At 75.7% G+C, this 14,130-nt stretch carries 12 protein-coding genes; 5 read left to right on the top strand and 7 right to left on the bottom strand.

Annotation, left to right across the window (positions count from 1 at the left end):
- Positions 1-18: 18 nt before the first annotated feature.
- Together MF672_RS18460 and MF672_RS18455 are read left to right on the top strand one after the other, a co-directional pair.
- Entirely contained in the window at positions 19-1,101 is a 1,083-nt protein-coding gene (locus tag MF672_RS18460) for a S8 family serine peptidase (RefSeq protein ID WP_242381700.1), read from the top strand.
- Positions 1,098-2,375, top strand: coding sequence for a SagB/ThcOx family dehydrogenase (locus tag MF672_RS18455; protein WP_242381701.1), 1,278 nt, complete (start codon positions 1,098-1,100; stop codon positions 2,373-2,375). Before MF672_RS18460 ends, MF672_RS18455 begins: the two co-directional genes overlap by 4 nt.
- 388 nt (positions 2,376-2,763) lie before the next feature.
- Here MF672_RS18455 and MF672_RS18450 read toward each other — a convergent pair whose 3' ends face one another.
- Together MF672_RS18450 and MF672_RS18445 are read right to left on the bottom strand one after the other, a co-directional pair.
- Positions 2,764-3,012: a hypothetical protein gene (locus MF672_RS18450; protein ID WP_242381702.1), complete on the bottom strand. Its 249-nt coding sequence runs from the start codon at positions 3,010-3,012 to the stop codon at positions 2,764-2,766.
- 73 nt (positions 3,013-3,085) lie between these two features.
- Positions 3,086-4,345 carry an AI-2E family transporter gene (locus MF672_RS18445; protein ID WP_242381703.1) on the bottom strand — a complete coding sequence of 420 codons (1,260 nt, stop codon included), beginning with the start codon at positions 4,343-4,345 and terminating at the stop codon, positions 3,086-3,088.
- Between the two features lie 145 nt (positions 4,346-4,490).
- On the opposite strand from MF672_RS18445, the gene MF672_RS18440 reads away from it, so the two are divergent.
- From MF672_RS18440 to malQ, 3 genes are all read left to right on the top strand, one after another.
- Positions 4,491-5,006 (top strand): XdhC family protein, encoded by a 516-nt coding sequence (locus MF672_RS18440; protein ID WP_242381704.1) that lies wholly within the window; start codon positions 4,491-4,493, stop codon positions 5,004-5,006.
- Positions 5,007-5,122: 116 nt separating this feature from the next.
- A complete protein-coding gene (treZ, locus tag MF672_RS18435; protein WP_247815300.1) occupies positions 5,123-6,925 on the top strand; it encodes a malto-oligosyltrehalose trehalohydrolase in 1,803 nt (600 codons plus the stop codon).
- Positions 6,926-7,108: 183 nt separating this feature from the next.
- Entirely contained in the window at positions 7,109-8,815 is a 1,707-nt protein-coding gene (gene malQ, locus MF672_RS18430) for a 4-alpha-glucanotransferase (RefSeq protein ID WP_247815495.1), read from the top strand.
- A gap of 13 nt (positions 8,816-8,828) precedes the next feature.
- On the opposite strand, the gene dgoD is transcribed toward malQ, so the two are convergent.
- From dgoD to MF672_RS18405, 5 genes are read right to left on the bottom strand one after another with little or no spacing between them, the layout of a single operon-like run.
- Positions 8,829-9,974 (bottom strand): galactonate dehydratase, encoded by a 1,146-nt coding sequence (gene dgoD / locus MF672_RS18425; RefSeq protein ID WP_242381707.1) that lies wholly within the window; start codon positions 9,972-9,974, stop codon positions 8,829-8,831.
- Entirely contained in the window at positions 9,971-10,654 is a 684-nt protein-coding gene (locus tag MF672_RS18420) for a FadR/GntR family transcriptional regulator (protein WP_242381708.1), read from the bottom strand. Before MF672_RS18420 ends, dgoD begins: the two co-directional genes overlap by 4 nt.
- Positions 10,651-11,385, bottom strand: a complete 735-nt coding sequence (locus MF672_RS18415; protein ID WP_242381709.1) for an SDR family NAD(P)-dependent oxidoreductase — start codon at positions 11,383-11,385, stop codon at positions 10,651-10,653. Before MF672_RS18415 ends, MF672_RS18420 begins: the two co-directional genes overlap by 4 nt.
- Positions 11,382-13,304 carry a beta-galactosidase gene (locus MF672_RS18410; RefSeq protein WP_247815299.1) on the bottom strand — a complete coding sequence of 641 codons (1,923 nt, stop codon included), beginning with the start codon at positions 13,302-13,304 and terminating at the stop codon, positions 11,382-11,384. Before MF672_RS18410 ends, MF672_RS18415 begins: the two co-directional genes overlap by 4 nt.
- The gene (locus MF672_RS18405; protein WP_242381711.1) at positions 13,301-14,128 is read right to left on the bottom strand and encodes a carbohydrate ABC transporter permease; all 828 of its coding nucleotides are present in this window, start codon (positions 14,126-14,128) and stop codon (positions 13,301-13,303) included. The genes MF672_RS18410 and MF672_RS18405 overlap by 4 nt, the downstream gene beginning before the upstream one ends.
- Positions 14,129-14,130: the final 2 nt, after the last annotated feature.

The raw sequence follows: 14,130 nt of genomic DNA, 5'->3' as shown, positions 1-14,130 counted from the left end.
CGCGCAGGAGGCCCGCAGATGACAGCACCATCGTCCGTCCCCAGCCCGCCCGCGACGGCGGCCCCCGCCCCGCCCCGGCTGCCCGCGCAGGCGGTGCCGGGCGTGGCGCAGGTGTGGGAGCACACCCGCGGCGAGCCGTCGGTCACCATCGGCCTCTACGACAGCCCCGTCGACCTGGCCCACCCCAGCCTGGCCGGAGCCGCCCTGGACCACCGCTCGCCGTGGTGGCTGCCGCCCGGCCCGGACGGGCCGGCCGCCCAGGAACACGGCACCTTCACCGCCGGCGTGCTGCTGGGCCGGCCCGGCAGCGTCCTGCCCGGTCTGGTGCCCGGCTGCCGGGTCGTCGCCGTCGGCCACCACCATCCCGACGACGGGCCGTCCCCCGACCCGATCGACACCGCCCGCGCCCTCGACGAGCTGCTGGACGCCGGCGCCGACCTCATCTGCACCACCATCGCCCACCACACCGCCTCCGACGACGCCGACGACCTCCTCAAACGGGCCGTCGCCCGGACCATCGCGGCCGGTGTGCCGATCATCGCCCCGGCCGGCAACGACTACGGCCACCACAGCGTCGCCCCGGCCAACCTGCCGGGCGTGCTGGCCGTCGGGGCGCACCGCGCCGACGGGAGCATGTTCGCCTTCAGTAACCACGGTCCCGCCTACGCCGGCCACGGCCTGGCCGCCCTCGGCGAGGCCGTGCTCGGCGCCCACCCGGGCGGCGGCGTCAAGGCGCAGAAGGGCACCTGCGTCGCCGTCGCCCTGGTCACCGGCGCCGCCGCGCTGCTCCTCAGCCTCCAGCACCGCCACGGGCTGCGCCCCGACGCGCTCGCCGTCCGCGACGCGCTGCTGGCCACCGCCCGCCCCTGCACCGCCGAGCAGACCCACGGCCGTCCGGGACGCTGCCTGAACGGCCGCCTCGACCTGCTCGCCGCCGCCCGCCACCTCTGCCCCACCCTCGCCCTGCCCACCACCGAGCCCGCCGCCGAGCCCGCCACCGAGCACGCCACCGAACCTCCGGCGAGCCACCTGGCCGCGCCGCCCTCGGCCTTCACCGTCCGACCCCTGCGACGCGCCGACCGAGGCGAGGCCACCCCATGAACCCCTCCGCCACGCCCTTCCCGCCCCGGGACGAGACCGTCCGCCACGACCGTCCACCGCGACCGTCCGCCGAGCCCCAGGCACCCGAGCCCCCGGCATCCGAGCCCCCGGCACCCGAGCGCCCCTCGCCGGCCCCGCCGCAAGCCGGCCCCCGGCTGCGCCGCCGCCGCTGCCTGGTCTGCTACTGGCACCAGGGCGCTTTCGTCGCCCATCCCTATCCCGACGGCGAGCCCGTCACCCTGCCGCCCGACGCCGCCGCCCTGCTCGCCGCCTTCGACGACTGGACCACCCCCGACCAGGCCGCCGCCGGGCACCCTCCGGGCGGCCCGCCTTCAGGCCCGCTGACCGGCGACGCCGTCCGCGCGGCCGTCGAGGTCCTGCGGCGGCACCACCTCCTGCTGGCCGAGCACAGCCCGCAGGCCGAGGCCGACGCCCGAGTCGCCCATGAGTGGCGCTCCTGGGAGCCCGAGGCCCCGTTCTTCCACTACGCCACCCAGGACACCATCACCGCCGGCAATGTGGACGCCCCGATGCCCGGGATCGAGCGACTGCCGGCCATCTTCACCGAGCACCCCGGCGCCGACCGCCTCCTGCTGCCCCGCCGCCCGGCCGACCTGGCCACCCCGTACGGGCAGGTCCTGCACGGCCGCAGGACCTGCTTCGGCTTCACCGCCGACCCGGTCGCGCTGCCGACGCTCGCCGCGCTGCTGCACACCTGCTTCGCCCCGGTCGACTACATCGACGCCGGGGAGCTCGCCGGCCTGTACCGGCGCACCAGCCCCGCCGGTGGCGCCCGCCAGGAGCTCGACCCGTACCTGGCCGTCCGCAACGTCGAGGGCGTCACCCCCGGCATCTACCACTACAACGTGCGCGAGCACAGCCTGGAGCTGCTGGCCGAAGGCTGCACCCGGGAGGAGGCCGCCCACCTGTGCGCCGGCCAGGACACCGGCGGCCAGGCCGCCTTCCTGATCGTCCTGGTCGCCGTGATCGAACGCATGCGCGCCAAGTACCGCACGCCCCGCTGCTACCGCGTCAGCCTGCTCAACGCCGGCCACCTCGGCCAGACCTTCGCCCTCACCGCCACCGCCCTCGGCCTCGGCGCGTGGCAGACCGGCGCTTTCCACGACACCGCCGTCGCCGAGCGCCTCGGCCTGGACAACTCGGCCCGCACCCCGCTGTACGTCCTGGCCGCGGGCCACCCCGGCCCCGCCCCGGCGGACGCCTCGCCGCCCGCCACCCTCACCACCTTCCGCGCCACCCGCCTCACCACCTGAACGGCACCGCCCGATCACGCGGCCCCTGCGCGGCCCTGGTCAGGGGAGGTGCCGCGGGTCGGGAACGCCCGCGTCGAGGCGCGGGGTCGCGAGCGCGCCCGGGCGGAGACCCACGCCGGCCACCGGGGTGCGATGCGGCCGGGCCGGCTGCGGCTTGCGGGTTCGCCGACGGCGGCCGGTCGCGGCCGGCGGGCCTGGGGGCACGATCCCGACGACCCGGCGCGCGAGGCGAAGTCCCGTCTCCGGCTCGCGCGGACGCCGGGCAGGCGCGTCCTTCCGGCCGCGACCACGACCGCGATACACCCGGATCGTCGTGCCCGGCGACGTGGAGGTCGCGGCCGGCGTCAGCGGGCCGCTGACGCCGGCCGCTGACGGGAAGCCGCGCGGGTCAGCGGGTGCGCGGGAGCTGCAGGCAGAGCGGCTGCGGTACGAGGGGCAGCGGGATGCAGAGCGGCGGCCGGCGCGGGGCGGGCCCCTTCGGCGCGGGGCCGGCGGGCTCGGCGGCGGAGGCGGCGGGCCGGGCGGACAGGGCCTCGGGGCCGGTGATCGGGGTGGCGCCGGCCCCGCCGGGCCGGACGAGCAGGGCCAGCAGCGCGGCGACGGCGGCCACGACGAGAGCGAGCAGGAAACGACGCATGACTTCTCCTATGGGTAGTAAGCGGTCGATATCCCACGAATACCCATAGTGACTGTTTTATCACTCTTAGTGGTCAATGTCGGTCCTGGCGGGGCAGCGTCACCTCATGCAGGACGAGCTGGATGGCCGCCGCGATCGGGATCGCGAGCAGCGCCCCGACGACGCCGAGCAGCGTCCCGCCGATGAGCGCCGCGATGACCGTGGCCGCCGCCGGCACCTCCACGGAGGACATCATCACCCGGGGCGCGATCAGGTAGTTCTCGATCTGCTGGTAGACGATGAAGAAGATCAGGCAGGCGATGCCCGTCGGCACCGACACGAACAACCCGACGAGCGTCACGACGGCCGCCCCGATCGTCGCGCCGACCAGGGGGATCAGGTCGGTGATGGCCACCATGAGGGACAGCGCCAGCGCGTACGGCACGTCGGCGATCCACAGGAAGACGAACGTGGTGACGCCCGCGATCAGCGAGATCAGCAGGTTGCCCGCCACGTAGCCGCCGATGCGCTTGATGACCTCGTCGCCCAGCAGCCGCACCCGCTCGCGGCGGGTGGCGGGCACCAGCCGGTAGCCGAGCGCGGTGATGGAGCGCAGCGACGCCAGCAGGTACAGCGTCAGGATGAGCACCGTCAGCGCCGAGAACACGGCGCTGACCAGCACCCCCGCCGCGCCCAGCAGGCCGCCGAAGACCTGCCGGCCGAGGTCGCCGCTCAGCAGGTACTGCTGGAGCCGGTCGAGGAGCTGGTACTGCTGGTCGAGGGCGCGGATCTGCGGATGGTTCTGCAGCTGGCCGATGTAGGCAGGGAGCTGGCTGAAGAAGTCGGCGCTCTGCGTGGCCAGCGGCGGCACGACCGCCACGCCGAACCCGACGAAGAAGACGATCACGGCGGCGAACACCGCGGTGATGGCCCACCGGCGCGACATCCCGCGCTCCTCCAGCCACCGCACGGCCGGGTTGAGCCCGATGGCGAGGAACAGCGAGACCGCGATGAGGATCAGCACCGACGCCGACGCGGCCAGCGCCTGCACCAGCAGCCACGCGCTCAGCACGCCCAGCGCGGCGGTGAAGCCGAAGGCGAACGGGTGCCCCGTCAGCGCCCGGCCGGGCCGCCCGAAGAAGGCGTCGGCCTCGCCGCGCCGCGCCCGGGAGGCGGCGGGCTCGCCGCGGCCGTCGTCCGAGGCGGGGTGAGCGACGGCGAGCACCTCACCGGAACCGGTGGCGGCGCCGGGTTCCGCGCGGCCCTCGGTGCCGGGGCCGGCCGCGGCGGGCGTGTGGTCGCCGGAGGTGGGACGGCCGGCGCTGGAGCCGGCCGGAGGATGCGGGCGGGTCATGTCGGCCTCTTCTGCGGGCGGCCAGGAGGGGTGAGGGTCGGCATCGCTTCTGTCCCGCCCGCGCCGGATTAATCCCGCGTGATGGAATCGTTGCCAGCCGCCGCAGCACCTCGGCCCGCGGGCCCCGCCGTGTCAGACTGCGGGCATGACCCACATCCACGACGAGGACCCGGCGTGCGAGGTGGCCCACGGCGACACCGCAGCCGGGGAGGCCGCCCGCACCCTGGTCGCCGTCTTCGCCTCCCCGGTGGCCGGCTGTCTGCTGCGGTTCGGGGCCGAGCTGGGCTTCCGGCCGGTCCTGCTGGAGCCCGACCCGTCCCGCCGCCTGGACGGCTTCCCGGCCGTGCGTGACATCGGCGAGCACGTCGACGCCACGGCCGACGTCGTGCTCACCGACCACCACCGGGCGGAGATCGGCCCGGTGCTGCGCGACCTGCTGAAGTCCCCGGCCCGCTGGATCGGCCTCATGGGCAGCCCCCGCCACGTGGGGCCGCATGTGCGGGCGCTGGCCGATCTCGGCGTGCCGCCGGAGGAGGTCGCCCGCGTCCACCGGCCGATCGGGCTCAACATCGGCTCGCGCACCCCGCCCGAGATCGCCGTCGCCACCCTCGCCGGGCTGATCGCCGACCGCAACGGCCGCCCGGGCGGCTTCGCCTTCTGACGCCCCGGCGCGCGGGCCCACCCGCCCGTGGCCGGGGCCGCCATTGCACGAAGTGAACGCCGGCGCCGTCCGCTCCGGGCCCGCCGCGGGGATAATCGCGGGCGTGAGCACCGGGCATGCGGGAGGTGCGAGCGGGTAGGAACCGCCGCGTCGTGGAGCGGTTCCGCGCGGGCAGGCGCAGGGAAGGGGAGCGGGTGGCGCACGAGTTCCGGGTGTGGGCGCCGGAGCGCGAACGGGTGGAGCTGGTGCTGGGGGAGCGCAGGCTCCCCATGCGGCGCTCGTCCGGCGGCTGGTGGGAGCGCGCCGTGGCCGACGCCGGCCCGGGCACCGACTACGCGTACGCGCTGGACGGCGGCCCGCCGCGGCCCGACCCGCGCTCGCCGTACCAGCCGCGCGGCCCGCACGGCCCCTCCCGGCTGGTCGACCACGCCGCCTTCCCCTGGAGCGACGACGGGTGGCGCGGCACGCCGCTGCCCGGCGCGGTCCTGTACGAGCTGCACGTCGGCACGTTCTCGCCCGCCGGCACCTTCGACGGCGTGATCGAGCGCCTGCCGCACCTGGCCGAGCTGGGCGTGGACGCGATCGAGCTGATGCCGGTCGCCGAGTTCTCCGGCCGCCGCGGCTGGGGCTACGACGGGGTCTCCCTGTACGCCCCCCACCACGCCTACGGCGGCCCCGACGGCCTGAAGCGCCTGGTGGACGCCTGCCACGCGCACGGCCTCGGCGTCGTCATGGACGTCGTCTACAACCACCTCGGCCCGTCGGGCAACTACCTGCCGCAGTTCGGCCCCTACTTCACCGGCCGCCACACCACCAACTGGGGCGACGGCGTCAACTTCGACGGGCCGGGCAGCGGCGAGGTGCGCTCGTTCGTCATCGACAACGCCCTCATGTGGCTGCGCGACTACCACTGCGACGGCCTCCGCCTGGACGCCGTGCACGCCATCGCCGACGACTCGGCCGCGCACCTGCTGGAGCAGCTCGCCGAGGAGGTCGCGGAGCTGTCCGCGCACGTGCGCCGCCCGCTGTTCCTCATCGCCGAGAGCGACCTCAACGACCCGCGGTTCGTCCGCCCGCGCGAGGCCGGCGGCTACGGCCTCGACGCCGCCTGGGCCGACGAGTGGCACCACGCCCTGCACGCCGCGCTGACCGGCGAGCGCGACGGCTACTACTCCGAGTTCGGCCCGCTCACCCTGCTCGCCAAGGCGCTGCGCCAGGCGTGGGTCTACGACGGGACGTGGTCGCCGCACCGCGGCCGGGTGCACGGCAGGTCGCCGGCCGGGCTGCCCGGCCACCGGTTCGTGGTGTGCGCCCAGAACCACGACCAGGTGGGCAACCGGGCGCAGGGCGAGCGCGCCCCGGCGCTGATGAGCGAGGGCCGGCTGCGGGTCGCCGCCGCGCTGCTGCTCACCGCCCCGTTCACGCCGATGTTGTTCCAGGGCGAGGAGTGGGGCGCGACCACCCCGTTCCAGTACTTCACCGACCACGAGGACCCCGAGCTGGGCCGCGCGGTCAGCGAGGGCCGCCGCCGGGAGTTCGCGGGCTTCGGGTGGGAGCCGGAGCAGGTGCCCGACCCGCAGGACCCGGCCACGTTCGAACGGTCCCGCCTGGACTGGAGCGAGCCGGGCAAGGAGTCCCACGCCCGGCTGCTGGCCTGGCACCGCGAGCTGATCGCGCTGCGGCGGCGGGTGCCCGCCCTCACCGACGGCCGCCTGGACCGCGTCCGCGCCGGCTGCGACGAGGAGGCCGGGCTGGTGACCGTCGAGCGGGGGCCCGTCCTGGTGGCCGCCAACCTCGGCGGCCGGGCCCGCACGGTGCCGGGCCGGCGCCGCCTGCTCGCCGCCTCCGACCCCGGGATCACGCTGTCCGGGACCGACCTGACCCTGCCACCGGACACCGTGGCCATCCTGGAGGACTGAGACGATGACCGACGCCTGGGGCATCGACCACGAGTACGACGACGCCGGCGGCCGGCGCCGCCAGGTTCCCGCCGAGACGGTCGCCGCCCTGCGCGCCGTCATGGGCGCCCCGCCCCCGGACGGCGCCGGGGCGGACGGCCCGGGGAGCGGGGGAGCGGCGGCCCGGCGCAGCCGCGCACGTTGGTGCGGCGGCGCGGCGACCGTGTCGGCCCCGCCGACCTGGTCCTGGAGGACGGCGCCGAGCTGCGCGTCACCGACGCCCTCCCGCCCGACCTGCCGTTCGGCTACCACACCCTGCGCCGCCCCGGCGACGACACCCCCCACCTGCTGATCGTCAGCCCTGGCCGCTGCCGCCCGCCGGACCGCCGCGCCTGGGGCTGGGCCGTCCAGCTCTACGCCGCCCGCTCCCGCACCAGCTGGGGCGTCGGCGACCTGGCCGACCTGCGCCGCCTGGCCGGCTGGGCGGCCGGCCGCGGAGCCGGGTTCCTGCTGGTCAACCCGCTGCACGCCACCGCCCCCGTCACCCCCGTCCAGCCGAGCCCCTACTATCCGGCCAGCCGCCGCTTCCACAGCCCCCTCTACCTCCGCGTCGAGGACGTGCCGGGCGCCGCCGGGGTCCTGGACGAGGAGACGATCGCCCGCGGCCGCGCCCTCAACGACCTGCCGGAGCTCGACCGCGACGCCACCTGGCGGCTCAAGCTGGCCGCGCTGGAGCGCGTCTGGGAGAGCGGCCCGCCCGGCGAGGAGTTCGAGCTGTGGCGGGCCGGCAAGGGCGCCGGCCTGGAGGAGTTCGCCACCTGGTGCGTCCTCGCCGAGCGGCACGGCCCGAGCTGGCGGGCCTGGCCCGCCGGCTACCGCCGCCCGGACGGCCCCGCCGTCGCCCGCTTCGCCCGCGACCACGCCCCCCGCGTGCGCTTCCACGCCTGGCTGCAGTGGCTCACCGAGCGGCAGCTCGCCACGGCCGCCGCCGGCCTGCCGGTCATCCAGGACCTCCCCGTCGGGGTCGACCCGGACGGGGCCGACGCCTGGTCCTGGCAGGACCTCCTGGCCCAGGGCGTCAGCGTCGGCGCCCCCGGAGACGAGTTCAACGCCGCCGGCCAGGACTGGGGGCTACCGCCGTTCGTGCCGTGGAAGCTGCGCCAGGCCGGCTACCGGCCGTTCATCGACAGCGTCCGCGCCACCATCGCCGCCTCCGGCGGGCTGCGCATCGACCACGTGATGGGCCTGTTCCGGCTGTGGTGGATCCCGTCGGGGGCGAGCGCCGCGCAGGGCGCCTACGTCCGCTACCCGGCGGGCGACCTGCTCGACATCGTCGCGCTGGAGAGCCACCGGGCCGGCGCGCCCGTCATCGGCGAGGACCTCGGCACGGTCGAGCCGGGCGTGCGCGAGACGCTGGCCGAGCGCGGCCTGCTGTCCTACCGGCTGCTCTGGTTCGAGCAGGACGACCCGGCCGCCTGGCCGGAGTCCGCGATGGCCGCCGTCACCACCCACGACCTGCCCACCGTCGCGGGCCTGTGGACCGGCAGCGACCTGGCCGAGCAGCGCCGCCTCGGCCTGCGGCCCAACGAGGACGGCTCCCGCGCGCTGCGCGCCGCGCTGGCCGCCCACGGCGGGCTCGAACCGGACGCCGACGCCGCCCACGCCGTCCTGTCCGCCTACCGGCTGCTGGCCAAGGCACCCTCGCTGCTGCTGTCGGCCACGCTGGACGACGCGCTCGCGGTGCCGGAGCGGCCCAACATCCCGGGCGCCGACGCCCTGCGCCCCAACTGGCGGCTGCCGCTGCCCGTCCCGCTGGAGGACCTGGAGACCCTGCCGCTGCCCCGCGAGCTGGGCGAGATCCTGCGCGCCGCCGTCGACGCCGACGCCTCCCCGGCCGGGCAGCGGCCCTGACCGGGCAGGAGGCTCACCACTCGGCGAAGGAGCCGTCGTCGTGCCGCCACACCGGGTTGCGCCAGGCGTGCGAGCGGCGGTCGGCCTCCCGCACGGCGCGCTCGTCCACCTCCACGCCGAGGCCGGGCAGGTCCGTGCGGCGCGCGTGCCCGCCGGTGAAGGCGAACGGGGCCGGGTCGAGCACGTAGTCGAGCAGCTCGGCGCCGGCGTTGTAGTGGATGCCCGCGCTCTGCTCCTGGATGAGGAAGTTGGGCGTGGCGAAGGCCACCTGGAGGCTCGCGGCCAGCGCCAGCGGCCCGAGCGGGCAGTGCGGGGCGAGCTGCACGTCGAACGTCTCGGCCAGCGCGGCGATGCGCCGCACCTCCGAGATGCCGCCCGCGTGCGACAGGTCGGGCTGCGCCACGGCGAGCCCGGCGTTCAGCGCGGGCAGGAACTCCGCCCGCGAGTAGAGCCGCTCGCCGAGCGCGATCGGGACAGCGGCGGCCGAGGTCACCTCGGCCAGCCGGTGCAGGTGCTCCGGCAGCACCGGCTCCTCGACGAACATCGGGTGCAGCCCCTCCAGGGCCGTCACGATGCGGCGGGCGCCCGCCACGCCGGTGCGGCCGTGCAGGTCGACCGCGAAGTCGCGGCCGGGGCCCAGCACCTCTCTCGCGATCTCGGCCCGGCCGACCACGGCGGCCAGGTCGGCCGGGGTCAGGGCGCGCGGCATCAGGCCGGAGCCGTTCATCTTGACCGCGGTGAACCCGGCCTCGACCTGCGCCGTGATCTGCTCGCGCAGCTCGCCGGGGTCGTCGCCGCCCACCCACGCGTACACCCGCACCCGGTCGCGCACCGGCCCGCCGAGCAGCGCGTGCACCGGCGCGCCGTAGTGCTTGCCCGCGATGTCCCACAACGCCTGGTCGATGCCGGCGACCGCGCTGGACAGCACCGGGCCGCCCCGGTAGAAGCCGCCCTTGGTGAGCACCTGCCAGTGGTCCTCGATGCGCAGCGGGTCCTGGCCCACGAGGTAGTCGGCCAGCACGTGCACCGCGGCCCTGACGACCTCCGCCCGGCCCTCGACGACCGGCTCGCCCCAGCCGGTCACGCCGTCGTCGGTCTCCACCCGGCAGAACAGCCAGCGGGGCGGCACCTGGAACGTCTCCACCTTGGTGATCTTCACAGCAGCCCCTGCACGTCGCGCCACGCCTTGTCCAGCAGGTCGCGCATGGCCCGCTCGGCCGCCTCCGCGTCGCCGCGCCGGATCGCCTCCAGCACCGCAAGGTGGCTCGGCACCGGGTCGCCGGTGTGGCTCGGGCCGTGCACCAGCCGGTCGCGGCCGGCCAGCCCCGCCCCCATGACGACCTCCATTCTGACCAGCAGCTCGTTCTTGCCGGCCACCAGCAGCGCCCGGTGGAAGTCGAGGTCGGCCTCGACCGAGTTGGGCTCGGCCGACATCCGCTCCAGCGCCCGCTCCAGCGTGGCCAGCTCCTCCGGGGTGCGGCGCAGCGCGGCCAGCCGGGCGACCGGCGGCTCGACGATCGAGCGCAGCTCGTGCAGGTCGCGCAGGAACGCCGGGTCGGGCCGGCCGGCGAACTTCCAGCGGATGACGTCGCCGTCCAGCAGGTGCCAGTCGGCGTGCGGGCGCACGTAGGTGCCGAGCTTCGGCCGGGCGCCGATCAGGCCCTTGGCGGTGAGCACCTTCATCGCCTCGCGCAGCGCGGTCGAGCTGACGCCCAGCCGCTCCTGCAGGGCGAGCACGTCGAGGGTGTCGCCCTCCTTCACCTCGCCGCCGAAGATCATCGCGGCGATGGCCTCGACCGTCTGGCCGTGCAGCCCGCGGCCCTCGTACGGGCGCGTCACGCCGAGTCCTTCACGACGCTCCAGCCGCCGTCCACGACCACGCACGCGCCGGTCATGAACGACGCCTCCGCCGAGGCGAGGAACGCGATCACCGCCGCCACCTCCTCCGGCTCGCCGAACCGGCCGAGCACGGTCGCCCGGACGCTGTCGGCCCGGCCCCGCTCGTCCACGCGGTCCCACGCCGGGGTCATCACGGGGCCGGGCAGCACGCAGTTGACCCGCGCGTACGGACCGTACTCCACGGCGAGCTGCCGTGTCAGCGCCGTCAGCCCGCCCTTGGCGGCGGCGTAGGCGGGGTGGCCGGGCAGCCCGACCAGGGCGTGCACCGACGAGGTGACGACCATCGAGCCGCCCGGCAGGCCGGATATGCCCGACATGCCGGGCAGCAGCCGGCGCGCGGCCAGGAAGGTCGCGGTCAGGCCGACCGAGAGCTGCCGGTCCCAGGACGCCAGCGACGTCTCGTGCGCGGGCGCGACCTGCACGGCCGCGGCGTTGCTGACCACGACGTCCACCGGCCCCCACGCGGCCACCCGCTCCCAGGTCTCCTCCTTGGAGACGTCGCCGCGCAGGTACTCGACGCCCGCCACCCGGCCCTCCGGAGCCACGTCCACGGCCAGCACGGCTGCCCCCTCGGCGGCGAGCCGGGCCGCGGTCGCGGCGCCGATGCCGGACGCCCCGCCCGTCACCACCGCCCGCCGCCCGGCGAACCTGCGCATTCCCGGATCGCTCACGCGTCCTCCACTACGACGGCCCCCAGAGGCCCCAGTTCGATCCCGGCCGCCCGCACCGGCCGGTCGGTGTGGTTCAGCAGGAACACCCGGGGGCCGCGGCGCACCGCCTCCACCCCGTCGGGCAGCCCGGCCAGCACCGGCTCGACGCCCGCCAGCCGCAGCACGTCGCGGGTCAGCGCCCGCATGGCGGCCGCGTCCGGGCGGGTGCCGAGGTAGGTGGCGACGCCCGCGCCGAAGGCGTGCCGGGTGATCGCCGGCTCGCCGGGCAGCGGGCCGCCCGCGTAGCGCGCCAGCACCTCCGCGCCCTCGGTCACGACGTGGTCGGCCCACAGGCCGGCCTCGCCGCCCGTGTCGAGGGCGATCCGCTCGTCCTCGGAGAGCGGCCAGAACTCCTCCACCCGCAGCCCCAGCAGGTCGCGGAAGGCGCCCGGGTGGCCGCCGAGCCGGATCCGGTCGCAGGCGTCGGCGATGCCGCTGAAGAACGACATCAGCAGGTGGCCGCCGCCCTCGACGTACCGGCGCAGGTTCGCCGCGGCGGCGTCGCCGCACAGGTACAGGTTGGGCACGACGACGAGCCGGTAGCCCGACAGGTCGGCCTCGGGCGGCACCACGTCCACCGTGACGTTCTCGTGCCACAGCGGGTCGTAATGGGCGCGGACCCGCTCGGCGATCCGCAGCTCCCCGGGCCGGGCGTCCAGTTCGAGCGACCACCAGTTCGGGTAGTCGTGCACCAGCGCCACCTCGGCGGGCACCCGCGTGCCCGCCACCCGCGACAGGCCCGCCAGCTCCGCGCCGAGCGCCTTGACCTCGCGGAAGACGCGGTCGCCCGCGCCGCCGTGCGAGACGACCGCGGAGTGGAACTTCTCCGCGCCGCCCGCCGAGGCCCGCCACTGGAAGTACATGACGGCGTCCGCGCCGCGCGCCACCGCCTGGTGGCTCCACAGCCGGTTGAGCCCCGGCCGCTTCGGGCGGTTGGGCGGGCGGTAGCTGATCGCGCTGGTCGCGGTCTCCATCATCAGGTACGGCCGGCCGCCGCCGAGCGAGCGCATCTGGTCGTGGAAGAAGGCCGCGTCGATGTGCGCGCGCGGGTCCTTCGGCTCGGGATACAGGTCGAGGGCCACCACGTCGAAGTCGGGCGCCCAGGAGGCGTAGTCGGCGACCGGCTCCCACATCCCCATGATGTTGGTGGTGACCGGCACGTCCGGCGTCAGCTCCCGCAGCACCTCGCGCTCGGCCCGGTAGCAGGCCAGCAGCGCGTCGGAGGAGAAGCGCCGGTAGTCGAGCTCCTGCGCCGGGTTGCGCAGGGTGGGCGCGGCGCGCGGCGGCAGCACCTCGGCCCAGTCGCCGAGCCGCTGGCTCCAGAACGTCGTGGACCAGGCGGCGTTGAGCGCGTCGAGGTCGCCGTAACGGCCGCGCAGCCAGGCCCGGAAGTCCTCCGCCGACACCTCGCAGTAGCACTCCCGGACGTGGCAGCCGTACTCGTTGCCGACGTGCCACAGCGCCAGCGCCGGATGCCCGCCGTACCGTTTGCCGAGCTCGGCCGCGAGACCCGCGGCGGCCCGCCGGTAGAGCGGCGAGCTCGGGCAGTAGTGCTGCCGCGAGCCGGGCGACAGCCGCACCCCGTCGCGGGTGACCGGCATTGTCTCGGGGTGCAGGCGGGAGAACCAGGCGGGCGGCGAGGCGGTGCCGGTGGCCAGGCTGACCGCGATCCCCGCGTCGCCCAGCAGGTCCATCACCTCGTCCAGCCAGGAGAAGTCGTGCCGGCCCGGCTCCGGCTCGACGCTCGCCCAGGAGAAGATGCCGAGCGTGACGATCGTGACGCCGGCCTCGCGCATGAGCCGCACGTCCTCCCGCCACACCTCCGGCGGCCACTGCTCCGGGTTGTAGTCGGCGCCGAAGTGGATCCGGTCGAGCTTCATCCCTTGACACTCCCCGCGGTGAGGCCGGCCCGCCAGAAGCGCTGTAGCGAGGCCATGGTCAGGACGAGAAGCAGAGCGGACACCGCAGCGCCGGCGACCGTCAGCTCGAGGAAGGCCGGGTCGCGGAACGTCTGGGAGTTCCACAGCGCCAGCCCCAGCGTGACAGGGTAGAGGTTCTGATCACTCAGCATGACCAGCGGCAGGAAGTAGTTGTTCCAGATGCCGATGAACTGGAACAGGAAGATCGTCACCAATGCCGGGCTCATGATCTTCAGGCCGATGGTGGCGAAGATCCGGTACTCGCCCGCGCCGTCCAGCCGCGCCGACTCCAGCAGCGCGTCCGGGATGGCCGCGTTCGCGTGGATGCGGGCCAGGTAGACGCCGAACGGGCTGACCACGCCGGGCAGCAGCACCGACCAGAACGTGCCGGTCAGCCCCGCCTCGCTGAAGATCAGGTACGTCGGCAGCGCCAGCACCGTCGAGGGCACCAGCACGCCCGCCAGCACCAGGTTGAACAGCGCCTCGCGGCCCCGGAACGGGTACTTGGCCATCGCGTAGCCCGCCGCCGCCGACAGCGCGGTCGCGGCCAGCGCGCCGAGGCCCGCGTACAGGAAGCTGTTGACGATCCACCGCCCGAACACGCCGGTGCCGAACAGCCGCGACAGGTTCTGGCCGAGCTGCGGCCGGGGCGACCACAGCCCGAACGTGCCGAACAGGTCGCCGGTGCTCTTGGTCGCGGCCACCAGCACCCACACGACCGGCAGCAGGAAGTACAGCGCCGCCGCGAACAGCAGCGCCAGCACCACCACCGTCGAGGGCCGCATCC

It is taken from the genome of Actinomadura luzonensis, from assembly GCF_022664455.2.
GTDB lineage: Bacteria > Actinomycetota > Actinomycetes > Streptosporangiales > Streptosporangiaceae > Nonomuraea > Nonomuraea luzonensis.
The sequence above is the reverse complement of the archived record's forward strand: the minus strand, read 5'-3'. Positions and strand labels throughout refer to the sequence as shown.